Annotated in this window: 24 protein-coding genes and 1 tRNA gene; 13 read left to right on the top strand and 12 right to left on the bottom strand. The window is 50.2% G+C overall.

Features of this window, described 5'->3' with window-relative positions:
- The first annotated feature begins 38 nt into the window (after nt 1-38).
- From Kalk_RS04245 to Kalk_RS04235, 3 genes are read left to right on the top strand one after another with little or no spacing between them, the layout of a single operon-like run.
- Nucleotides 39-284, top strand: a complete 246-nt coding sequence (locus tag Kalk_RS04245) for an OadG family protein (protein ID WP_101893017.1) — start codon at nt 39-41, stop codon at nt 282-284.
- Nucleotides 285-330: 46 nt separating this feature from the next.
- Nucleotides 331-2,121 (top strand): sodium-extruding oxaloacetate decarboxylase subunit alpha, encoded by a 1,791-nt coding sequence (gene oadA, locus Kalk_RS04240; protein ID WP_101893016.1) that lies wholly within the window; start codon nt 331-333, stop codon nt 2,119-2,121.
- Nucleotides 2,122-2,136: 15 nt separating this feature from the next.
- Nucleotides 2,137-3,441 carry a sodium ion-translocating decarboxylase subunit beta gene (locus tag Kalk_RS04235; protein ID WP_101893015.1) on the top strand — a complete coding sequence of 435 codons (1,305 nt, stop codon included), beginning with the start codon at nt 2,137-2,139 and terminating at the stop codon, nt 3,439-3,441.
- A gap of 80 nt (nt 3,442-3,521) precedes the next feature.
- Here the strand turns inward: Kalk_RS04235 and Kalk_RS04230 are convergent, their stop codons facing one another.
- A complete protein-coding gene (locus Kalk_RS04230) occupies nt 3,522-4,574 on the bottom strand; it encodes an AraC family transcriptional regulator (RefSeq protein ID WP_101893014.1) in 1,053 nt (350 codons plus the stop codon).
- Between the two features lie 151 nt (nt 4,575-4,725).
- Between Kalk_RS04230 and Kalk_RS04225 the strand changes: the two genes are divergently transcribed.
- Nucleotides 4,726-5,688 carry an SMP-30/gluconolactonase/LRE family protein gene (locus Kalk_RS04225; protein ID WP_101893013.1) on the top strand — a complete coding sequence of 321 codons (963 nt, stop codon included), beginning with the start codon at nt 4,726-4,728 and terminating at the stop codon, nt 5,686-5,688.
- 98 nt (nt 5,689-5,786) lie between these two features.
- Here the strand turns inward: Kalk_RS04225 and Kalk_RS04220 are convergent, their stop codons facing one another.
- From Kalk_RS04220 to hemH, 3 genes are all read right to left on the bottom strand, one after another.
- Nucleotides 5,787-6,194 carry a hypothetical protein gene (locus Kalk_RS04220; protein WP_101893012.1) on the bottom strand — a complete coding sequence of 136 codons (408 nt, stop codon included), beginning with the start codon at nt 6,192-6,194 and terminating at the stop codon, nt 5,787-5,789.
- A 113-nt stretch (nt 6,195-6,307) separates the two neighbouring features.
- Complete coding sequence (locus Kalk_RS04215) at nt 6,308-8,149, bottom strand: protein kinase domain-containing protein (RefSeq protein WP_101893011.1); 1,842 nt, start codon at nt 8,147-8,149, stop codon at nt 6,308-6,310.
- A gap of 77 nt (nt 8,150-8,226) precedes the next feature.
- Nucleotides 8,227-9,228 carry a ferrochelatase gene (hemH, locus tag Kalk_RS04210; protein WP_233716810.1) on the bottom strand — a complete coding sequence of 334 codons (1,002 nt, stop codon included), beginning with the start codon at nt 9,226-9,228 and terminating at the stop codon, nt 8,227-8,229.
- A gap of 99 nt (nt 9,229-9,327) precedes the next feature.
- On the opposite strand from hemH, the gene bcp reads away from it, so the two are divergent.
- Nucleotides 9,328-9,798, top strand: coding sequence for a thioredoxin-dependent thiol peroxidase (gene bcp / locus Kalk_RS04205; protein ID WP_101893010.1), 471 nt, complete (start codon nt 9,328-9,330; stop codon nt 9,796-9,798).
- A complete protein-coding gene (locus Kalk_RS04200) occupies nt 9,798-10,205 on the top strand; it encodes a hypothetical protein (protein ID WP_101893009.1) in 408 nt (135 codons plus the stop codon). The genes bcp and Kalk_RS04200 overlap by 1 nt, the downstream gene beginning before the upstream one ends.
- Here the strand turns inward: Kalk_RS04200 and Kalk_RS04195 are convergent.
- Entirely contained in the window at nt 10,195-11,400 is a 1,206-nt protein-coding gene (locus Kalk_RS04195; protein WP_101893008.1) for an IS256 family transposase, read from the bottom strand. The two genes, Kalk_RS04200 and Kalk_RS04195, sit on opposite strands and share 11 nt — an antisense overlap.
- A gap of 86 nt (nt 11,401-11,486) precedes the next feature.
- Between Kalk_RS04195 and Kalk_RS04190 the strand changes: the two genes are divergently transcribed.
- Entirely contained in the window at nt 11,487-11,960 is a 474-nt protein-coding gene (locus Kalk_RS04190; protein ID WP_101893007.1) for a rhomboid family intramembrane serine protease, read from the top strand.
- Here the strand turns inward: Kalk_RS04190 and modC are convergent.
- The 3 genes from modC to Kalk_RS04175 form a co-directional block, all read right to left on the bottom strand.
- Nucleotides 11,957-13,042 (bottom strand): molybdenum ABC transporter ATP-binding protein, encoded by a 1,086-nt coding sequence (gene modC, locus Kalk_RS04185; RefSeq protein WP_101893006.1) that lies wholly within the window; start codon nt 13,040-13,042, stop codon nt 11,957-11,959. The genes Kalk_RS04190 and modC overlap by 4 nt on opposite strands.
- Nucleotides 13,039-13,719 (bottom strand): molybdate ABC transporter permease subunit, encoded by a 681-nt coding sequence (gene modB / locus Kalk_RS04180; RefSeq protein WP_101893005.1) that lies wholly within the window; start codon nt 13,717-13,719, stop codon nt 13,039-13,041. The genes modC and modB overlap by 4 nt, the downstream gene beginning before the upstream one ends.
- Before the next feature lie 94 nt (nt 13,720-13,813).
- Nucleotides 13,814-13,890: transfer RNA gene (locus Kalk_RS04175), tRNA-Arg, on the bottom strand.
- 267 nt (nt 13,891-14,157) lie between these two features.
- Here Kalk_RS04175 and Kalk_RS04170 point away from each other — a divergent pair.
- The 5 genes from Kalk_RS04170 to Kalk_RS04150 all read left to right on the top strand — a co-directional run bounded on the left by Kalk_RS04170 (nt 14,158) and on the right by Kalk_RS04150 (nt 18,862).
- The gene (locus tag Kalk_RS04170) at nt 14,158-15,321 is read left to right on the top strand and encodes an acyl-CoA dehydrogenase family protein (RefSeq protein ID WP_101893004.1); all 1,164 of its coding nucleotides are present in this window, start codon (nt 14,158-14,160) and stop codon (nt 15,319-15,321) included.
- Nucleotides 15,322-15,329: 8 nt separating this feature from the next.
- Nucleotides 15,330-16,457 (top strand): acyl-CoA dehydrogenase family protein, encoded by a 1,128-nt coding sequence (locus tag Kalk_RS04165; protein ID WP_101893003.1) that lies wholly within the window; start codon nt 15,330-15,332, stop codon nt 16,455-16,457.
- A gap of 139 nt (nt 16,458-16,596) precedes the next feature.
- A complete protein-coding gene (arsS, locus tag Kalk_RS04160; protein WP_101893002.1) occupies nt 16,597-17,562 on the top strand; it encodes an arsenosugar biosynthesis radical SAM (seleno)protein ArsS in 966 nt (321 codons plus the stop codon).
- Between the two features lie 2 nt (nt 17,563-17,564).
- Nucleotides 17,565-18,260, top strand: a complete 696-nt coding sequence (locus tag Kalk_RS04155) for a TIGR04283 family arsenosugar biosynthesis glycosyltransferase (protein ID WP_199768007.1) — start codon at nt 17,565-17,567, stop codon at nt 18,258-18,260.
- Nucleotides 18,257-18,862 (top strand): TIGR04282 family arsenosugar biosynthesis glycosyltransferase, encoded by a 606-nt coding sequence (locus Kalk_RS04150; protein ID WP_158643296.1) that lies wholly within the window; start codon nt 18,257-18,259, stop codon nt 18,860-18,862. Before Kalk_RS04155 ends, Kalk_RS04150 begins: the two co-directional genes overlap by 4 nt.
- Here Kalk_RS04150 and Kalk_RS04145 read toward each other — a convergent pair.
- The 4 genes from Kalk_RS04145 to flgA form a co-directional block, all read right to left on the bottom strand.
- Nucleotides 18,859-19,665: a flagellar brake protein gene (locus Kalk_RS04145; protein WP_101893000.1), complete on the bottom strand. Its 807-nt coding sequence runs from the start codon at nt 19,663-19,665 to the stop codon at nt 18,859-18,861. The genes Kalk_RS04150 and Kalk_RS04145 overlap by 4 nt on opposite strands.
- Before the next feature lie 37 nt (nt 19,666-19,702).
- Nucleotides 19,703-20,200 (bottom strand): flagella synthesis protein FlgN, encoded by a 498-nt coding sequence (locus tag Kalk_RS04140; RefSeq protein WP_101892999.1) that lies wholly within the window; start codon nt 20,198-20,200, stop codon nt 19,703-19,705.
- Between the two features lie 128 nt (nt 20,201-20,328).
- Nucleotides 20,329-20,646, bottom strand: a complete 318-nt coding sequence (flgM, locus tag Kalk_RS04135; RefSeq protein WP_101892998.1) for a flagellar biosynthesis anti-sigma factor FlgM — start codon at nt 20,644-20,646, stop codon at nt 20,329-20,331.
- A gap of 117 nt (nt 20,647-20,763) precedes the next feature.
- Complete coding sequence (flgA, locus tag Kalk_RS04130) at nt 20,764-21,486, bottom strand: flagellar basal body P-ring formation chaperone FlgA (RefSeq protein WP_101892997.1); 723 nt, start codon at nt 21,484-21,486, stop codon at nt 20,764-20,766.
- 130 nt (nt 21,487-21,616) lie between these two features.
- On the opposite strand from flgA, the gene Kalk_RS04125 reads away from it, so the two are divergent.
- Entirely contained in the window at nt 21,617-22,564 is a 948-nt protein-coding gene (locus tag Kalk_RS04125) for a chemotaxis protein (protein ID WP_101892996.1), read from the top strand.
- Nucleotides 22,565-22,572: the final 8 nt, after the last annotated feature.

Genomic DNA, 22,572 nt, shown 5'->3' with positions numbered 1-22,572 from the left:
CGTGCAGCGTTAGGTGAAACCACTATCGAGGCGAAAAAATGAGCAATTTGCTGTGGGAAGGTGTCAACCTGATGGCCATTGGAATGGGAGCGGTATTCTCTTTCTTAGTGCTGCTTGTCGTTACAACAAGCGGTATGTCCGCCCTGATTTCCAGATTCATGCCAGACCCCGAAGCTCCCTCAACACCAACATCCGCTGGCCAGAAGCCTACTCAGGCAACTGATGGTCAGTTGATGGCTGTTATCGCAGCCGCAATACACCGGCATCGTTCGCGCCACAAGTAGCGAGTCGATACCAGAGTTAAGCAAAACCACAAAAAGGCCAATTCCCATGAATAAGGTAAAAAAACCTTTAGGTATTACAGACGTTGTTCTTCGTGACGCGCACCAATCGCTTTTTGCAACCCGCATGCGTATTGATGACATGCTCCCCATTGCAGACAAACTGGATCAAGTAGGCTTTTGGTCTATCGAATCCTGGGGCGGCGCCACCTTCGATTCCTGTATTCGCTATTTGGGCGAAGATCCATGGGAAAGAATTCGATTATTAAAGCAAGCCATGCCCAAGACCCCACAGCAAATGCTGTTGCGTGGACAAAACCTGCTGGGCTACCGCCACTATGCCGACGATGTGGTGAATAAATTTGTGGAACGTGCTGCCGTGAACGGCGTGGACGTGTTCCGCGTGTTCGACGCAATGAATGATCCGCGTAACCTGGAAACCGCCGTCAAGGCCGTTCTGAAGCAAGGCAAGCATGCTCAGGGCACGATCTCCTATACCGTCAGCCCGGTTCACACCATCGACATGTGGGTGGATATGGCGAAGACCATCGAAGATATGGGCGCCAATTCTATCTGTATCAAAGATATGGCCGGTCTATTAAAGCCATACGTGGGTTACGAACTGGTAAGCCGCCTGAAAGAAACACTGGATATCCCCGTGCACATGCAGTGTCACGCCACCACCGGGATGTCTACTGCGACTGCGCTGAAGTGTGCCGAAGCTGGAATCGACAACGTAGACACCGCGATTTCATCAATGAGTATGACCTATGGCCACTCACCCACAGAGGCGGTGGTAGCAATACTGCAAGGTACTGAGCGCGATACCGGGCTGGATATTATCCTGTTGGAGGAAGTGGCTGCTTATTTCCGCGAAGTGAGAAAGAAATACGCCAAATTTGAAGGTGCACTAAGAGGGGTTGATTCCCGAATCCTGGTAGCGCAAGTACCTGGTGGCATGTTGACCAACATGGAAAGCCAATTGAGAGAGCAGGGTGCCGGCGACAAGTTGGACGAGGTTTTGGCTGAAATTCCCCGCGTGCGTGAAGATCTTGGCTTTATCCCTCTGGTTACCCCAACCTCGCAAATCGTAGGCACGCAGGCGGTGTTGAACGTGCTGACCGGCGAGCGCTACAAAAGTATCTCCAAAGAGACCGCTGGCGTGCTCAAGGGCGAATACGGAGCAGCCCCTGCACCTTTCAATAAAGAGTTGCAGGCGCGGGTGCTGGAAGGCAAAGAGCCTGTTACCTGCCGCCCCGCAGATTTGCTTGAGCCGGAAATGGACAAACTCAGTGCCGAGCTGAAAAAGCTTGCTGCCGAGAAAGGCATCAAACTGGCTGCCGACGCGGTGGACGACGTGCTGACCTATGCGCTGTTCCCACAGATTGGTCTGAAGTTCCTGGAAAACCGTGGTAACCCAGATGCTTTCGAACCGGCTCCTACCGCAGCCGACGCAGCACCTGCAGCGGCGCCTGCCAAGGTGGCCGCGGGTGATAGCAGCGTTTACACCGTAACGGTAAGTGGGCAATCCTACGTGGTACAGGTTGCCGAAGGTGGCGATATTTCCAGTGTGGCACCTGCTCCTGCCGCTGCCGCACCTGTAACAGCAGCACCTGCAGCGGGCGCTGGTGAGCCTGTGTTGGCACCGCTGGCCGGTAACATCTTCAAAGTGAAGGTTGCAACCGGGCAGCAGGTTCAAGAAGGTGACGTGATCGTAATTCTTGAAGCCATGAAGATGGAAACCGAGATACGTGCTGTCAAAACCGGTACGGTATCGGCAGTGACTGTGAAAGAAGGCGACGCCGTAAAAGTAGGCGATCAACTGATGATCATCGGCTGAGCGGAGCGCTAAACCATGGATAATTTAGTAAAGCTTTGGCATAGCACCGGCATTTACCACCTGGAAATTGGCCAGGGGGTGATGATCGTGGTGGGGCTGTTGTTGCTTTGGCTGGCCATCAAAAAGGGCTTTGAACCCTTGCTGCTGGTACCCATCGGCGTGGGCGGCATTCTTTCTAACATCCCGGTTGCCGGAATGGCAGAATCTGCCTTGGGTCACGCGCTGTACTATGGTGATGTGGCGCTTGTGGACAGTATCAAATCCGTGCTGAACTTGGCGACGGATGCGACTGCCACTCAGGTGACAAATGCCTGGTATGCCGCTACACCGGAAATTCACGATAAAGTCGCTTACATGGTGAAAGCTGGCGGCCATTCTGACGGCATACTGTATCTCATCTATACCGTAGGCTTAACCACCGGGTTGTTTCCGCTGTTAATCTTTATGGGCGTAGGCGCCATGACGGATTTTGGCCCTTTGCTGGCCAATCCTCGCACTTTGTTGTTGGGTGCGGCAGCGCAGTTCGGTATTTTTGCTGCCCTGCTCGGTGCATTAGCCCTCACCAGTATGAACATCGGAATCGACTTCTCGCTGGCTGATGCGGCGGCTATCGGTATTATTGGCGGTGCGGATGGGCCTACTGCAATATACGTTACCACCAAGTTGGCACCGGACCTGTTGGGTGCTATTGCCGTTGCGGCTTATTCCTACATGGCGTTGGTACCATTGATTCAGCCACCGATCATGCGTGCGCTGACGACAGAAGCGGAACGCAAAATCAAAATGGAGCAGTTGCGCACGGTTTCCCAGTCTGAAAAGATCATCTTCCCAATGTTGATTCTGGTGTTGGTAGCTCTATTGTTGCCTGATGCTGCACCGCTGCTGGGTATGTTCTGTTTTGGAAATTTGATGCGCGAATGCGGTGTGGTGGATCGCCTTAGTGATACTGCACAAAACGCGCTGATCAACATTGTTACCATTGGCTTGGGGCTGGCTGTCGGTTCCAAGTTGAGTGCATCGTCGTTTCTGGTTGCCGAGACGCTAGGCATTTTGGTGTTGGGTATGGCCGCGTTCTGCATCGGCACCGGTTGTGGCGTGTTGATGGCCAAGCTGCTCAACAAATTCTCCAAGCAGGCGATTAATCCACTGATTGGATCTGCCGGGGTATCGGCTGTGCCAATGGCGGCTCGGGTTTCCAACAAAGTGGGTCTGGAAGCCAATCCGCAAAACTTCCTGCTGATGCACGCTATGGGCCCCAACGTGGCGGGTGTTATCGGCTCAGCAGTTGCTGCAGGTATCCTGTTGAACTACGTTGGTTAGTGCTGGATGCATTAGGGGTAAGTGACGGAAGTCATTGCCATGGTTCCATAAAAAGGCCGCCTGATTATATGGCGGCCTTTTTATATGGGGCAGGCTTCAATTTTACCCTGATGACGAAACCGTTGTGGTGATTGGCCCGACCACTGGCGAAACGCCCTGGAAAAACTGGCTGGATCAGAATAGCCCAGTAAATCCGATACCTGTTGAATCGTTAAGTCGTTAATGCACAACAGGCGAATGGCATCTTGGCGGCGCACCTGATCCAGCATGGATTTATATCCATAGCCGTAACTAGACAGTTGGCGTCGCAAGGTCCGGCTGGAAACATTGAGCTGATCTGACAATGCTTCCAAGCTAGGGTAGCCTGAGTCAGACAGGGTTAGCAACGCCTTCACTCGCGCGATAAGTTCCCCGCCATCCAGCCCATTAAAATGCATATCTTTTTCACAGTTATCCACTGCAATGGCAAAGCTGCGCGAATTTGCCATGGGTAAACGCACCTTAAGATAGCTGGAAGGGAAGCGCAGTTGGTTCGATGGCATATTGAATTTAACAGAGCCAATGGCTGCCTGTTTCGGCGGATGCTGGCAGGTATTTGAGTGGTCAAGCCAGATTTCTTTCCAGGTCAGAGGCTCGCCCAGCATGGACTCAATGCAGCGTTGCCAGCTGGTGAGAGAAGCCTCTATCCACAATGCTCGTAGCGGCCCTTGAAGATGATCATTAATGGTCAAATCAATAACGCACAGATCATCTTGTTCATACCAGTTAAACCGGGATACGGACTTGGATATTAAGGCCCAGTATCGCTCCATGATGTTAACGCTGTCTAAAAGTGATTCGGAGCACAGCATAGCGTAACCCAGATTGCCATAAGCGGTAGGGGGCAGCTGCCAGCCAATATCGTATGAAATGCCCCGTTTGGGGAACTGCTGTGCAGCACAAAAGCATAACTGGATAAACTCCAGCAACGGGATTCGATCGCAATGTGCGGGATAGCGCTCTTTAAGTTGTCTGGGAATGGGCTGATGTGCGAAATCTGCATCCCAATCTTCTGCTGCAAGCAATACCGCATGCATATATTGAATAGGCACCGTCTCTTGATGCCAGAGAGCTACCTCTGATGGTGGCGACATCCGTATACACCTTTTTTATTTTATAGGTTGGTAAAGCCCGGTACTGGCTGATATTGACAAGAACAATGGCCGCCCGGGCAGTGTTCGAGCATCAGCATCCATCCTACCATCAAGCCTGGAACTAAAACAAAAAGTACAAGAGGTTAGCGTTATGGAAAGCAGTCGATGGGTAATGTCACTGGGATGTTGTTTGGTGTTGGGGCTCACCGGGTGCGGGTCATCCAGTGAGGTGATAGTGGATGACGTACCTGAATCAGAAAATTTATTTTTTACCGAACAAGGACGCTTATTTCTATCCGGTGGCTCAAGCGTTTTTGAAGTTATAAAAAATGCAGATGGGACATTTCAAAAGCTGGATATGTTTCATGATGATTGTTTGGTCGAAGGTACCATTCAACGTTACGATTATGTATACGCAGTTTGCTCAAAAACCAATTTTTCAGAATTTGCCGATTCATACCTTTTGGCGGGAAAACTCAGCGATCAGCCTCCTACGCCTGATGACGTTATAACACCTGGAGTGCATCCATTTATGGAGTTGTCAGTGATTGCGCCAATGACGGATGTTGGCATTCCTAACGGTATTGATGTTGATGAATACGGTAATATTTTTATCTCTGATTCAGGTAAAGGGGATGTTTTCAAAATCGTGCTTGATGAGCCGATGCAGGTAGGCTCCATAACGGTTTGGGATGAAAACACCGCTTTTTTTGTGAATGGGTTGAACTGGGTTGGCGGCCGGCTGTATTACACCGGCATCAAGTACGGGACCTTGGTTTCAGTTTTGGGATACATAGAGCGTAATGCCGATGGCACTGCAGGCGAGCGGGAGGTTTTATATGAGCGCTGGGGCACGGTGTTGGATGACTTTGTGCCGTATGCAGAGGGATTTGTAATCACGGATTATCTAAAAGGTACTTTATTGTATTGGCTTGATGGCGAAATACAGGAGACAAAATCCGATACTTTTTTTGCACCGACTGCGGTCATGCCTACTCAGGGGCCGATGTTTGAAGAAGGAGCTTTTCTTGTTACCGAGAAGGGCATTATTTTCAACAATAACCCAGCATTTGGAAACCGGCTTGGATTGTACGATCCTGGCTTCGGGCTTTAGCCATCAGGCCTGGACCTTTCTAGCTAGGTGAAAGGATCCCATGTTGGCTTAAAGCGTGTTAAGTCAACATGGGTTCGATAGGTTTGGAACGCTGGGGATCAGGATTTTACTAAACGAAAACGCTGGGGATTCTTGCGTAGATCGGACGCCCGTCGGGCACGATTCTCATCCACAACCGACCGCAATGATTCTGCAACTGCACGAATATCTTCACCCATAGCTTCAGCGATGAACTCGGGTGAGTGGCCAATCATAAACAAACATTCGATCAGTTGTACTTTGAATTCAGGTGGTACGTGGGCAAAATTGAACAGTGCTATTTTGCGCCGACATTGATGAGGTTCACGCCCGTTTTGGGGTTCTTGGCGTAATTCATACAAAGATTCTGGTATATCGTAGAACGCTAATAAGTCTACAACCTGTTGACCGCGCGCTTTGTTAAGGAATCGATCCTGTTGAATCTCTTCCAATTCAATTAAAAGATCGGTTAGTTCATAATCGATCATGACACCCTCCAGTGGGAGAAAGACGCAACTTCTTCCTGAACGCGTCGACTATACACAATCGGGTAAACTATCACACTTTCAGGATTAGTGAATAGGCGACGAAGTAAACAATGCTAATTTTGTTTGGCTTGATCTACCCGCCTTAGCGTAAGTTCCTGATCCGGTTTGCTTGCCGTTTTGGGCGGTATCGACGAAGCCGTCTGGCTGGCCGATTCAGGTGTTGGTGTGGCGGTAGGATGCTCAAAACCCAAGGATGCCAAAATACTGGCAACAGCAGGCATATCTTGCCCCTTTTTCAGCAGCAGCCAGGAATAAAGTGCGCCATTTACGCCTACCAGTAAAAGCAGGGCCAATACCATGGCCAGGCTTCGTAACGGGCTTCTGCGCTTCTTGCTTGGCGCGTGCTGCTTGATCTTGGTGCGGGTTTTTTCGTCTTCGTCTTCTTCTATCAAGTGCAGGCAGCGCTTCACTTCTTCGAAGCTCTGGATGCGCACATGGGCTTCGAGGCACAGCATGCCCTTAATCAGGGTACGCAGATGCTGAGGAATAGTGGCAAATGGCTCACAGGGCTGCAGTAAACCCCGTTTCCATTCCGGTAGCATGCCGGTAAGCAATTGATAAAAGATCACCCCTGCGGCAAATATGTCGGCCAGTACGGATGCCGTTTCGCCTGGTGCCTTGTACCAGTTTTGCTCCGCAGCTTCGGCGTAATGGGGTTCGAAGCCAAAGTCCATTACCTTGACCGTGTTGGTGTCGTCAAACAGAATATTGTGGGGGCGCAGATTGCCGTGCACGATACGGTTGTTATGAGCAAAAATCATGGCATCGCATATTTGATCGGCAACGGCAGTGAACGTAGTAGGCGGCATGGGCTGCGCCATGCGATTTTGCAAGCTGCCACCGGACAGATATTCCAGAATGGTGATGAAGATGCGATCGTTACGGCTCACCCCCCTCACGTTGATAATATTGCGGTGTTTCACCCGCGACAGAATTTCTGATTCGTTATAACCCTGAAAATTACCCACCCGCTTTTTCAGCACCATCAAAGAATGATCTTCCCGGTTTTCGTACAGACAAACGGTGCCGTAAGGGGTCTCACGAATCACATCAAGCAGCCTGAATTTTTCTTTTGGATCTTTGAAGGTGTCTTGGGCTTGGGCTTTTTGCTCTTGTTTGAGGTGGGCACCTTTCAGTGCTTTGAGTAACAGGGCCACCAGTTTGTCGGCGCTGGGGCGGCGATCAGGATCATCCGCCAGACAAGCCATGGTGATTTTATCCAGGGACGAGGGGATTTTAGGGTTGAAATGGGATGGAGCGGGATAACCGGCCTTGGGCAGTTTGCTGGCCAGCATCAGATACATGATGACACCCAGAGAATAGATGTCGCTGGCGGAACTGGTAAACGCGGCCCCCCGGCGCTGTTCCGGTGCCATGTAAGCCGGTGTGCCCACGGTCATGCTTTCTTCGCGAATGGATACTTCGGTATCTTCCGAAAGCCGTGCTATGCCAAAATCCACCACCCGTGCATTGCCTTCTTTATCCAGCAGGATGTTGCCCGGTTTAATGTCGCGATGAATAACGTTGTTCTTGTGGGCGTAACCCAGTGCCTTGGCAATCTGCATGATGATGCGTAATTTGCGTCGATCAGACAGCTTTTGGGTTTTCAGGGCATCCTTCAGGGTCAGACCTTCCACATAATCCATGACGAAGTAGGGCATTTCGTCTGCGGTTAGGCCGCGGTCGATGACCCGGATAATGTGTGGGTGGTCCAGTCGCGCCACGATACGAGATTCAGCCTCGAACATCTCATGGGCTTCAGGGGTGCCGGATAAGGCACCTTTCATGACTTTAATGGCAACTGGACGGCTGAGGGAGGATTGTATGCCCCGATAGAGAACGGCCATACCGCCCTCAGCAATTTTTTCCAGCTGTGAGAATCCTTCTAGTTCCATGCTGCGACGCTAATAGACTGAAATACGGTGACTAATTTATATAAGTAAGCGTAGTCAGTATTCGCCGGATGTCACGGTCAGAGCCAGGCTTTCGCACGTTCCAGCACCAGTTTGGCCAGCATTTCAATATGATCCGGGCGATCATTGAGGCATGGGATATAGTGATATTCTTTACCACCGGCTTCCAAAAAGGTGATTTTGTTCTGTTCTTCGATCTCTTCTAAGGTTTCCAGGCAGTCTGCAGAGAAGGCAGGGCAGACCACGTCGACCCGGTGAATGCTGTCGTTCTGGCCCCACTCTTCCAATAGCGCATCGGTATAGGGCTTGACCCACTCCTCACGTCCAAAGCGTGATTGAAAGCTTTCTGACCATTGATCAGGCGTTAGTCCCAGCTGTTTGATCACCGCTTGGGCAGTGCCGCGGCAACCGGAGGGGTAGGGGTCACCGGTGTCTTCGTATCGTTGCGGTATACCGTGAAAAGATAATAAAAGCTTGTCGGGTTTGCCGTGTTCATCCCAGTATTCCCTTACACTGTTGGCCAGCGCGGCGATATAGTCCTCCCGCTCCCAGTAATCACGAATGAAGATCATTTCGGGCAGATCTGGGCACGGCTTCAGTGCTCGGGCCAAGCCGTCGAACACGGCAGCGGTGGTAGTGGAGGAATACTGAGGATACATGGGCAGTACGATGATGCGTTGCACTCCGCTGCTGGCCAATTTACGTCCGGCTGTGGCCAGGCTAGGTTCGCCGTAGCTCATGGCCAACTCGACAGGAATAGGTTGCCCGGTTTTTTCCTGAATGCAAAGTTGTAATGCAGCTTGCTGTTTGCGACTGATGTGCATCAGTGGAGAACCTTCGTCGGTCCACACAGTCTGATAAAGTTTGGCGACCTTGCCGGGGCGCACTCGCAGAATAATGCCGTGTAAAATTAGCCACCATAGAACGCGAGGGATGCGGATCACTCTGGGATCAGACAGAAACTCTGCCAGATACTTTCGCACACTGGCGGCATCGGGGTTTTCGGGTGTGCCCAAATTGACGAGCATAACGCCAAACGCTGCTTTATTGTGACTAGACAAGATCTGCCTCCTTGGTTGATCGGGATATTGTAAGTCAATTATGCTTCAATGGGACATTTGAACGATTATTTCTAGCTATTGATTAATGGGAGAATAACTATGGCCATGCCGAAAGTGGGAAATATGGCACCAGCCTGGACATTGCAGAACCAGAATGGAGAAAAAGTAAGCCTGAAAGACTTCAAAGGTAAGAAAAACGTTGTGTTCTACTTTTATCCAAAAGCATTGACACCCGGTTGTACTACCCAGGCCTGCGGTATCAGGGATACCAAGAAGGAATTTGAGAAACTGGATACCGTGGTATTCGGTGTCAGCCCTGATCCTGTGAAGAAGTTACAGAATTTCATTGAGAAGAAAGAATTAAACTTCGATCTGCTGTCAGATGAAGACAAGATTATTGCAGAGAAGTACGGAGTGTGGGGTATGAAAAAGTTCATGGGTCGGGAGTTTATGGGGATTCTGCGCACCACCTTCATTATCGGTAAAGACGGACGTTTGAAACACATCATGGATAAGGTAAAAACCAAAACCCACCATGATGATGTCATAGAGATTCTGAAATCACTCTGATGCATCACTTAACCTATATCCAGCATCCCCGATATGCCCAAGCGTTGGTAGATTACTTGAAGAGCCTGGGTGTGTCGGCATCGTTACAGATTCAGGATAACGGTGCCAATGTTTTTGTTGAAAACGAGACCGATCTGGATCTTGCGCAGACAGAGTTGCAACGTTTTTTACAAGAGCCTAATCATGACCGATATCGTCAGGCTTCTTGGCTGGTGGAGGAAGATAATCTCCAGGCAGAGAAGCTCTCCAAATTATATCGAGGAGTTACCTTTGCTCGTATATTGGAGCTGACGGGCATAGTTACAAAATCCATCGTGGTGGTGTGCTTGGTAGTCTATTTACTGACGGCACAGGGTTATGAGAGGGCGTTCAAAATTCTGTGTCAGCCTAGCGGTGTCATAAGCTGATGTATTTGTCCAGCCGGTCTGGGAAGTGGATTGTGAGCTGTGACAGCGTCAGGTTCCAGTTCTGTATCGGGTGAGTCCATCGCTCAGTGGCTTTGAGTATACCGGCATACAACAGCTTCAGTAAGCTGTTTTCATTAGGGAAGCCGCCTTTCGTCTTAGTGAGTTTTCGGAACTGGCGGTGTACAGCCTCGACAGCGTTTGTCGTGTAGATCGCCTTCTGCACGTAATCCGGGTACTTAAAGTAAGTCGATAACGTCGGCCATTTACTGCGCCAAGACTGGATTACCATTGGATATTTGTCGCCCCATTTGGCTTCCAGGTCGTCCAAGGCAATTTCTGCGGCGTTGAGGGTGGTAGCCTTGTAAACGCACTTCAGGTCACTCATGAAGGCTTTCTGATTTTTGGAGGCAACGTACTTCATGGAGTTGCGGATCTGGTGGATGATGCAGTGCTGAATCTCGGTGTCGGGGTAGATGGTCTCAATGGCTTCAGGGAATCCTTTCAGGCCATCCACGCAGGCAATCAGAATATCTTTTAGGCCCCGGTTGTTCAGGTCGGTCAACACAGATAGCCAGTGGTGAGCACCTTCCTGATCCGATAAATACAGGCCCAGCAGCTCCTTCTTGCCTTCGATATTGAGGCCCAGAATGGTGTAGATAGCCTTGCTGACATAGCGGCCGTTTTCCTTGATCTTGTAGTGAATCGCATCCAGCCAGACGATCGGATAGATAGCCTCCAGATCTCGCTCACGCCATGCCTGAAGCTCTGGGAGAAGCTTGTCGGTGACAGCATTGATGGTACCATTGGAAAGCTCGACACCGTAGAGATCGGCAATATGGCCGCGGATATCCTGATAACTGTTACCCAGAGCAAACAGAGCCAGGATCTTGCGTTCCAATTCATCGGTGAGGTGAGTCTGGTTCTTTTTGACCAGCTGGGGTTCGAAGGTGCCAGACCGGTCTCTGGGGGTATCCAGCTCAAAGCTGCCCGTAGGGCCTTTTATGGTCTTGGAAGACTTGCCGTTTTTACGGTTAGGGGCTTCCTCGTTGGCCAGATGCTCTTCCAGCTCGGCCTTCATGGCGGCCTCAGTGAGCTGTTTGATCAGGGGTGTCAGGATGCCGTCCTTGCCAGTGAGGTCTTGGCCTTCACGCAGGGCTTTGAGGGCGGCTTCCATATCGAAAGTAGGTTTGGTCATAGGTCATCTCTTTTGGTCTAATGATAAAGAAATGACACAGAATTCTGAACACTACCGGTTATGATGCCGGTGCGCGTGCCCCGTTTATGTTTTTCAGCAGCCTGCAACATCTGTCTGGGAGCAGTGAAATCTGGCGTTGGATCTCACCGGCTTTCATCCATTTTGGTATTTTTCATTTTATGTTCAATATGAGCGCTTGGTGGGTATTCGGCGGTATGGTCGAGCGATCTCAGTCCTCAATGCGCTTGTTTATGTTGTTTATCGTCTGCGGTGTTATATCCAACCTGGTGCAGTTCTTGTGGAGCGGTAATCAGTTTGGTGGCCTCTCTGGTGTGGTCTATGGGGTGCTTGGTTATCTGTGGTTTTATGAACGGTTCAGCCCGGCTCCGCCATTTCGACTGCCGCCTGGGTTGATGGTATTTATGGTGATTGCATTAGTGTTGGGTTTTGCCAACATTTTACCGGTAGCCAATCAAGCCCACCTCAGCGGGCTGCTTACAGGGTGTTTTTTGGGGGGATTGTTAGCCCGAACCGATGGCGCGGCAAACAGTAAGGCTTAACGCATCAATGCTACGGATTTGACTTGGGCATAGACGAATTTATCTTTCTCTATGCCAAGCAACTCCTGGGAGCGGCTGGTGATTTTTGACAATATGGTTTGACCCCCAATGTCCAATTTAACCATAACCTGGAATGGCGAAATACTCGGGAAAACATCAGTGACTGTTGCAGGCAGAATATTGCTGATGCTGGTGTTCTCTTGCTTGTGCAACGATAAGCTTACGTCCCTTGCCAAAATGCGCACGCGCACTGAGTGGCCGCAATCAAGATCCCGGTAAGGAACCAATAACGTCTGGTTTTGTGTAGCCTGATCCATGCTCAGATAGCTGATGTGATAACGCTCATCATGAGATGAAACGTGGCAGTTCAATACGGCGCTGGCTTCATCCAGTTTCGACAGGTAGAGGTCCGGTCGCGTTAACATGGTGTTGATTTCACCTTGTGCCAGGATTCTGCCTGATTCCATAAGAGCCAAGCTGTCTGCTAACCTGACAACTTCGTCGGGGGAGTGGCTCACGTAGAGAATCGGTAAGTTTGTCTGCTCATGTAATCGCTCTAGATAGGGCAGAATTTCTTGTTTGCTTTGTAAATCCAAACCTGAAAGTGGTTCATCCATCAACAGTAGCTTTGGGCTGGTCAACAACGCCCGGGCAATGGCGACTCGTTGTCGCTGACCACCTGATAATTGGTGAGGATATCGATGTATAAAGCCTTCAACGCCAAGTAACGACACAATTTCGTCAAGTTGAACGGTTCGGTTTTGTGTTGGTGTGCGTTTCCAGCCGTATTCAAGGTTCTTTTTAATGGAAAGGTGGGGAAACAGGCTGGCTTCCTGGAACACGTAGCCAATCGGGCGTTGATGCGGAGCCAGGAACACAGAGTCCGATTGCCAGGGCACACCATCCATACTGAGCTTGCCTCCTGGAATGTTCTCAAGGCCGGCAATACACCGCAGTAACGTCGTTTTGCCCGAGCCAGATGCACCAAACAATGCAGTGATGCCAGTGTGCGGCAATGTGGTATCTACCTGCAGGTGGAAGCTATCCCGTCTCAGCTCAAACTGCATCTCTATGCCGCTCATACCGGTTGCCACTTCCTTTTGCTATAGAGTTGGAGCAGCAGTAACGCGCTGAACGAAAATACAATCAACCCGATAGACAGTACGTGGGCCTGGCTGTATTCGAGCGATTCAACATGGTCGTATATTGCAACCGAAAGGACTCGTGTTTCCCCGTCGATATTGCCCCCCAACATCAAAACCACACCGAACTCACCGACGGTGTGAGCAAAGGTAAGCACCGTTGCAGTAAGTAGACCAGGGCGAGCCATGGGCAGGGCGATACTGAAAAAGCGATCTATGGGTGATGCTCGCAGTGTGGCGGCGGCTTCCATCGGGCGTCGACCGAGTTGTTCAAAGGCACCGTGGATGGGTTGCACTGCAAAAGGCAACGAATAGATAACCGAAGCCACCACTAATCCGCCAAAAGTGAAGGGGAGTAGCCCCAGCCCAAGGGTTTGTGTGAGCTGGCCCAGAGTGCCTTGAGGCCCCAACATAACCAGCAGGTAAAAACCAAGTACTGTTGGTGGTAATACCAGGGGCATAGCCACCAGGGCAGATACACCGTGCCGGATACGGCTACGGGTATTGGCAAGCCACCAGGCCAGTGGTGTGGCCACTACTAATAAAGTCAGCGTGGTGTAGAGGGCCAACTTCAGTGTCAGCCAGATGGCAGAGTTGTCGACTGCAGAAAGATCCATGGTTTCCCAACGGTTTAAGATCACTGTGTAACAATAGTAATCGCTTGATGAGAATGGAGAAAGCCCTACGGTAGGCGCTGGAATCAGGTTGATATGGCCCGCCCTTCAGGATTTGAACCTGAGACCTTCCCCTTAGGAGGGGGACGCTCTATCCAGCTGAGCTAAGGGCGGACATTCTAGACAGGCAGGATTTTAGCGGCTTGGTAGGGCATTATCTACCCTAAATGCCATACTAAATACGGCAAGTAATCGATTTGATAAGGATTACTCAGGCCAAAATTCTGGCAATTTTGGTCAGTGACGCTGTTTCTAGTGTCGCATAGACTGAGAATCCCATTATATAGGGTCTGTTTAAGCAGACAGGCTAACGGCGGCAGTCGTAGCGGTAATCGCCATTGCTCATAGCCACTCAAATTACTCAAACAACAGAGGATAGGAATGGACATTCAACTGACTCCCAATGATGTCGCATTTCGTGAAGAAGTGCGTGCATTCCTGAAAGACAAATTGTCCGATCGAATCAAACAAGCGATCGTCGGTGGATACATCGACAAGGACACCATGATTGAGTGGCAGAAAATACTGTATGAGCGAGGCTGGATTGCTCCGAATTGGCCTCAGCAATACGGTGGCACTGGCTGGACCATTACCCAGAAGTTTATTTTTGAGAACGAATGTGCCGAAGTTGGAGCACCGGGTGTGGTGCCGTTTGGCCTGAAGATGGTGGGGCCTGTTATTTACACGTTCGGAACCGACGAGCAGAAGCAGCGCTTTCTGCCGGATATATTGCAGAGCAATGTGTGGTGGTGTCAGGGGTATTCTGAACCCGGTGCCGGCTCTGATCTGGCGGCTTTGCAAACTAAGGCAGAGCGGGATGGTGACGACTACATCGTCAATGGTCAGAAGATCTGGACTACCTATGCGCAATACGCGGATTGGATATTTTGCCTGGTGCGAACTGATCCTGCGGCGAAAAAGCAGGAGGGCATTTCATTCCTGCTTATCGATATGAATACTCCAGGCATAGAAGTTCGTAAGATCAACTCGATTGATAATCAGCACTCTCTGAACGAAGTGTTCTTCGACAATGTTCGAGTGCCTGTCACCAATCTGATTGGCGAGGAGAACAAAGGCTGGACCTACGCCAAATATCTGCTCACCCATGAACGAACTGCGATTGCCGGTGTTCCACAATCGAAAAAAGCCATCGAGCGGATTAAGGAAATAGCGAGCCAGGAGATGTCTGGCGGCAAGCCTCTGATCGAAGATGATATGTTTCGTGCCAAGCTGGCGCAGGTGGAGGTGGATCTTATGGCATTGGAGTATACCGAGCTGCGTGCGATTGCCAGCGTGGTTGATGGTGGCGCTCCGGGGCCTGAATCCTCGATTCTGAAAATTCGGGGAACCGAAATTCAGCAGGCTGTAGCTGAACTGTCGGTGGAGGCGTGTGGCTATTATGCACATGCGCTCGGAGATGGAATCGGCAACCACTACGCGGGCCCGATCTCTACCAAGTACCTGTACGGTCGAGCCGCCACCATTTACGGCGGCTCCAATGAAGTGCAGAAGAATATCATCGCTAAAATGGTACTGGGATTATAGGTGGCACAATGAATTTTAATTACAGCGAAGAACAAACCCTTTTAAAAGACAGCGTTGCCAAGTTTATAGCCAACGATTACGACTATGAAACGCGCAGAAAACACAGTGCCATGGACGGCGGCTTTGATGTCGCAACCTGGCAGACCTTTGCTGAACTGGGCTGGTTATGTGTTCCGTTTTCAGAAGAGGATGGCGGGATCGGCGGCGGGGCGGTTGAGACCATGATCATGATGGAGGAGTTCGGCAAAGGGCTGGTAGTCGAGCCTTACGTGTCCACTGTTCTTATATCGGGTGGGGTTGTAGCCAAAGCGGGCAGTGCCGAGCAAAAAGCAGAGATTCTGTCAGGCATCATCGAGGGCAACCGAAAACTGGCTCTGGCAGCGATCGAGCCTCAGTCTCGCTTTGATCTGTTTGACGTGGTGACTGAAGCCAAGCTCAGTGCCGGTCGCTACGAGTTAACGGGCTCCAAGGCGATGGTATTGCATGGCGCTTCAGCAGATACCTTTATCGTTTCTGCGCGTACCAGTGGCAGCAGTCGTGATCGGGAAGGCATTTCCTTGTTTTTGGTGCCTACTGATAGCGAAGGCCTGGAAATCCAGGATTATCCGACTTTGGATGGGCACCGCGCTGCAGAGCTGTCTCTGAATGGAGTAAAGGTTCCCGAATCGGCACTGATTGGTGAGCAGGGAGCAGCCCTGACTGTATTAGAGGCGGTGGCAGATGAGGCATCAATGGCGCTTTGTGCAGAAGCGGTCGGTATGATGGAAAAACTGTACAAAGAGACAGTGGAATACAGTAAGAACCGCAAGCAGTTTGGTGTGCCTATTTCTATTTTTCAGGCGTTGCAGCATCGAATGGTGGAAATGTTCACGCTTCATGAGGAGTGCAAATCACTGCTGCTGCGTACAGTGATGAGCCATCAGGCAGATGAGGCGGACTATCGTAAAAACGTTTCGGCGCTCAAATATGCAGTAGCCACCAAAGGTCAGAAAGTCGCCCACGAAGCAATTCAGATTTTTGGTGGAATGGGTATGACGGACGAAATGAGCGTTGGTATGTATTTGAAACGTATCAATGTCATTAATACCCTCTTTGGAAATGGGGATTATCACCTGAAACGTTTTATGGCAATGTAAGCTGTAACGAATTCCCCTCAATGCAGTCAAAACCCGTAATCTTCCCGGTTGCGGGTTTTTTTATTGAGTTTATTCACGACAACGACTGCATTAAGATGTTTGGGATGTTCATGTGCGTTAAACACCAGGAAATGAAAGGATGATCGATACCAAACCGCTACTGTTTCGCTCTAATACAGCTTTTCCGCCTGTGCAGAGAGGGCAGGTGAGCGTGCTACAGATCAATTTAGGGTATCGCTGTAATCTCAGCTGTACTCATTGTCATGTGAATGCCGGTCCAAAACGCACAGAAGAGATGAGCTGGCACACGATTCAACAGGTGGTTGAGGTGTTGCGCAAGCGCAAATTACAGACACTGGATCTGACTGGTGGCGCGCCTGAGCTGAATCCTCATTTTCGTTGGCTGGTAAAACAGGCGCGCGATTTGGGGGTGGAGGTAATTGATCGCTGTAACCTCACTATTTTGTTGGAGCCGGAGCAAGAGGATCTTGCCGAGTTTCTTGCCCAGCAAGGGGTGCGTGTCGTGGCCTCTTTGCCATGCTACAGCGAACAGAATGTAGATGCCCAGCGAGGCAAGGGTGTATTTCACGATTCCATTGCGGGTCTGCAGCGCCTGAATCAATTGGGTTTTGGTGTTGAAGGCAGCGGTTTGTTACTTGATCTGGTTTACAATCCTGGCGGCGCGTTCTTGCCGCCCTCACAGCAGGTGTTGGAGCAGGATTACAAACAACGATTGCTGGAGGATCACGGCATCAGGTTCAATAATCTGCTTACTTTGGCCAACATGCCGATCAGCCGTTTTGGTAGCATGCTGGTATCGAAAGGCCAATTTGATGACTATATGCAGTTGTTACAGGATAGTTTTAATCAAGGCAATCTGGCTGGGCTGATGTGTCGCAGTACCGTGAGTGTGGATTGGCAGGGCAATCTGTACGATTGTGATTTTAATCAAATGTTGGAATTACCTCTTTCCCGTTCTGGTAAAGGCGTTATCTTAAAAGACCTGCTGGTTGACGATATGGATGGCAACCCGGTGTTGGTAGCCGATCACTGTTACGGCTGCACCGCCGGCCAGGGCAGCAGTTGTGGCGGTGCACTGGCCTGATCATGTCTGATTCGGTAACTGGAACCATTGTCATGCCAGTGCTGAATGAAGCTGCAGGCATAGAAAGGAATCTGGATCGCTTGTTTCATCTGCTCAATGATCAATGGCAGGTTGTTGTGGTGGACGGTGGCAGTACAGATGATACCTTGTTGAAACTACAGGCCTTCCCGGTAAAGGTGATTTCAAGTCAGGCGGGGCGAGCCAGGCAGATGAATGCCGGTGCCAATAGTGTGAGCGGTGAGTTGATAGTCTTTCTGCATGCCGACACGCAGCTTCCTGATGATTTTATGCCCCAAATGAACAAGTTTATTCACAGCCGATGCATGTGGGGGCGTTTTGATGTTGAGCTGGATGATCCCCGCTGGCTCTTTAAGATTATCAGCTGGTTCATCAATCAAAGATCTTGGATTACGGGCGTGTGTACTGGGGATCAGGCGTTGTTTTTACGTCGCGAATTATTTACGCGTTTGAAAGGCTACGTTGATATTCCATTGATGGAGGATGTCGAGTTTACCCTTAGGGCCCGTAAAGTTACTCGCCCTTATCGTATTACTGCGCCTGTGCTGACATCCGCGCGCCGCTGGATACGACATGGCCCTGTAAAAACGGTGCTGTTGATGTGGTGGTTGCGATTGGCATTTCGCTTTGGTGTAAGCCCGCAGCGTCTGCATTCATGGTATTACGGTTCAAGCAGATGACGAAACTGATTCAAGTGTTTGCCAAGGCACCTGTGAAGGGGCAGGTGAAAACCCGCATTGCGAAAGCAGCGGGAGGCGATTTCGCACTGCACATTCACCACAAACTCTGCGCCGCTGTTATTGGCACTGCTTTAGCAAGCGATGCAGATGAAGTGGAGGTGTGGACAACGAATGTCGCAGCTCAGCAGTACTTTGAAGAATTTGGCACAAGATGTTTGCAGCAGCAGGGCACCCATCTTGGCACCCGTATGGACTTTGCCTTGCGTCATGGCTTGGCCCGTTATGATCAGGTCATCATTGTTGGGGCAGATGCTTTGTCAATTACGCCGGACTATCTGGCGGAGGCCTTCCGAGCCCTGGATCAGTCTTCTGTGGTGGTTGGGCCTGCGCTGGATGGTGGATACATTATGATTGGTGCGACTGAACCAGTATCCTTTGTGTTTGGGAATATGCCTTGGGGTACGGCCGATGTAATGGGGCTGACCCTGGAGAGACTCCTTACCAACGGCGTAAATTTCCATGTTATGGGGGATCGGTGGGACATCGACACCCTGCAGGACATAGAGCAACATGTGCCCCAATGGCTAAAAACCGAATCTTAACCCGTTAATCTCTGTTTACGTTGCAGGTCGGTTAAAAACCGATTTAACGCCCTTTGAGTGGTACCGTCCAGATTTTCAAAGTGAACACCGAGAAAAGAAATACGCAGGTCAGGATCGTATTGCCAATGCATCAGTCGTGCACCACCCACTACAGGTTGGCCGTCGCTCAGCACTAAATGACATGAGCTGTAAATTTCCCCGCGAACAGGCTTGGGTGTCACCAGCCCATCAATACGAATCCGCATGCCACTGGATGACAGATCTGCCAGCGTACCGGTGATAGCCGGGTTAGTGGCATGAGTGAGGGTGACTTTGATCGGGTGAGCCTGACTTAGCTTAACCCTGAATGCGTCTCGCAACTGAATCTGCTCAATCCCCTTTGGGAATTGAAACACATGATGGGTTCCAGAATCGGAGGGGAGTGCCTGAATATGGATGGAGTCGAATTGATGGCGCACACCGTGGTGGGTCAGAGAAAACTGAACCTTGGTTCCGTCCCCTAAAAGTTCAGGTAGATCACTGGGAATGAATTCGTCAGTAGTAAAGCGGAGCGCGGCACTGTCCACAGACAGTATGCCTGTACTCAATTTGGCGATTTTACGCTTACCCAAATTCATGATCATGGCAGTCACTAGGTGATTCTGATCATGATATAAGCTCAACAGTTCACCAATATCATTCGGGCTGTGCTTGATGTTTTTGGGTGAGCCGTCGTTGGGTTTGTCTTCGTTGCCGAACAGTTTGTCCAGTAATTCGTTGATCATACCGGGTTTGTTACCCTGAAATAACATCTTTGACTTCATTTTAGCAGAACTCTGATTTACTGCTTGCCTTTGAAAATCAGGCAGTTGCCAGCATGCGATGATCCGCGTTCATATTGCGGCGGCCATTGGCTTGGTAGATGGAAACCTGGGTGGCCGTACCTTTGATTATGGACATGAGGCTTTCCATGGAATGTTGGGCGTGAGCCAGTATCTTCCCATTGACCTTGTTCAGGCGTGCACAGGTATTCATCGTATCTGAAAGCTTCTCCCAAACACTTTGGAAGCGTTCCTTCCAGGCCGTTGGTATTTGGGTGAGAAAGAAATCAAAACCGCCTTTATCCAATTCCAACCCCATATCGGCCATGGTTTGGCGTCGTAGTTGATCCGCTTGATCCAGTTCCATTAGGAGCTGGGTTTTGCGGGCAAGCAGCGCCGGGTGGGCAGCGTATTGCCGCTTCTCCAGGATGGTTTTTTCCTCCTGCAGAACTGTTTTCAGGGTCTGTGACAGTTTGAAATCTTGCTCTATGGCCTGTAGCAGCTGTTGTGCAGCTTTAGGGGATATTTGTGTAGCCATACCAACTCCTCAACAAACATTGACGTTCATGGAGGTTAATTGCAAGGAGTGTGCCTGATTCGATTTAGGGGAGAATAGTGATGAGTGGATTGAAAGAGAAAAGTGGGAGAGCGTCTGTTTGGGACAAATCAGAACAGAGAGTCGCTCTCCAGCATTTTACGTGCAATGGATTGGGGATCCGCCTTGTAACTGCCATCGGCAATGGCCGCACGCAGGGCATCCACTTTTTCTTGGTTTACCGGAGCTTCGGTTTCAAGTTGCTGGCTGGCTCGATTCAACGCTTGAGCTTCAGCACTGATTTTAACGGTCTCAGTTTCACCGCGGCTACCATCAGCGGAGGGAGGTGATTTCCTGACTCCGGTATCCACAGCAGATGTTTTCTGGCCAGACTTCGCCTTGCCTGCATTTGCTTGGTTGCTGTTTAAGCCATTGATTTCCATAGCCATCTTAATACGCCTTCATATAAATACTGCGTTCTTACTCCATATATCGGCCGCAAGCACAGTAACTTTAGTCAATTAATGCACAAAATTTTCGTTCGCGCCACTTTGTTTATCGGCCATTTAGAGGCTGACTTTAATTTGCCCTGGAGCCGTAATACGGCCTTCTACCACCTTATCTGATGAGGTATTCCTAACCCGGATAAGCTCACCAAAGGCACCATCTTCCATCGCCAAGCCGGTAGTGCGGATGCTTAACCCGTGGCCTTCGCCGATGATGACGACTCTTTCCCCGCGATTGATCATTTTGGCAGGGTCCACTAGCGCGGGGTTCATTACCTGCTCGGCGGGAATCGGTCTGCGTGCCACAAAGCCCACTAGTTCATCAATGGTTTTGAAATATCCGCCATAGAGCCTAGACACATCTCTCAACTCCAGGCGCAGGTCGCTTGGGCTCAGATGGGTGCCCTTGGCTATGGGCAAGTCTGAAACCACAATATTATCAAACGCTTGTATCGTTACTGGAACGTGGATTGTCCAATTTTCGGGGTTGGCGCAGCTAACCTTAAAGGTCAGCCTGCCAGTTGAGCGATTACGGGGGCGGTGTTCTAGCTCCAGTGCTGACTCGCAATCGCTTAGCCGCAGCCGAGTGTCGACGGGCTGAATATCCACTTCAATTTGTTCAAAGCCACCATTGTGTGTTTCATCAACATACAGGTTAATGGCGTCATTAATCTGCTGCTGCAGGCTGGATGGGGCCGCCTGCAGTGCAGTTGAGTACATGGCCAGAACAAGCAGCAGTGCGTGCCAGCAGGACGCTATAATTTCTTGATGCTTTCTGTTCATTTATCCAAATTGACCTATTCTAAATGAATGGTGAGTAAATACAGTTAGGCGACGCATTTTTGACGATCCGAACTGTGCTCAGTGAATCAAGCAAAGGGTATGCCGTAAACGGCGAATGCGGAGTTTTAATATGGCCGGGGTGCTGGATACAGTCGATCAACGAACCAAGCTGGTGGGCCAAAACCGGCTGGAATTGCTGCTGTTCAGGCTGGGTGATAACCAGATATACGGAATCAATGTGTTTAAAGTGCGGGAAGTTCTGCAGTGCCCAAAACTCACAGAACTGCCTCAGCGCAACCCAGTGGTTCGAGGCATCGCGCATATCCGTGGTGGCACTATTTCCGTAATGGATATGAATCTTGCCATGGGTAATGAGCCTCTGGATGACATCGAAAATTGCTTCGTCATCATATCGGAATACAACATGGCTGTTCAGGGCTTTTTGGTGAAGGCCGTTGAGCGCATTGTTAATCTTAATTGGGAAAACATTCATCCACCACCCAGCGGTGCGGGTAAAGGAAGCTACCTGACTGCGGTGACAGAGGTGGATAATCGTATTGTCGAAATCATCGATGTTGAAAAGATATTGTCTGAAGTTTCTCCCATGGAGGAAGAAATCTCTAACGATGTGATTCGTCAAGATACAGTCGATCAGGCCAGTGCCAGCGATCTGGCTGTATTAATTGCAGATGATTCCAGTGTGGCGCGTAAACAGATCAAGCGTTGTGTCGAAAAGGTTGGCGTTAAGACCCATGTGGTGGCGGATGGTCGCCAGGCACTGGATCACCTGCGCGAGCTGATTGATGCGGGAGAATCCATCACGGATCGCTATATCATGTTGATTTCCGACATTGAAATGCCAGAAATGGATGGCTACACATTGACTGCATCCATCAAGGAAGATCCGCGCACTCAAGACCTTCATATACTGTTACATACGTCCCTTAGCGGTATCTTTAATGAGGCGATGGTGAAGAGAGTTGGTGCGGATAACTTTTTGGCAAAGTTTAAACCAGACAGCTTGGCTGATCTTGTGCAAGAGCGGGTCAAAGATGCCTTGGCAAAACGCAATGGTTAGCCTGAATC

It is taken from the genome of Ketobacter alkanivorans (genome assembly GCF_002863865.1).
GTDB classification, from domain to species: domain Bacteria; phylum Pseudomonadota; class Gammaproteobacteria; order Pseudomonadales; family Ketobacteraceae; genus Ketobacter; species Ketobacter alkanivorans.
The sequence above is the reverse complement of the archived record's forward strand: the minus strand, read 5'-3'. Positions and strand labels throughout refer to the sequence as shown.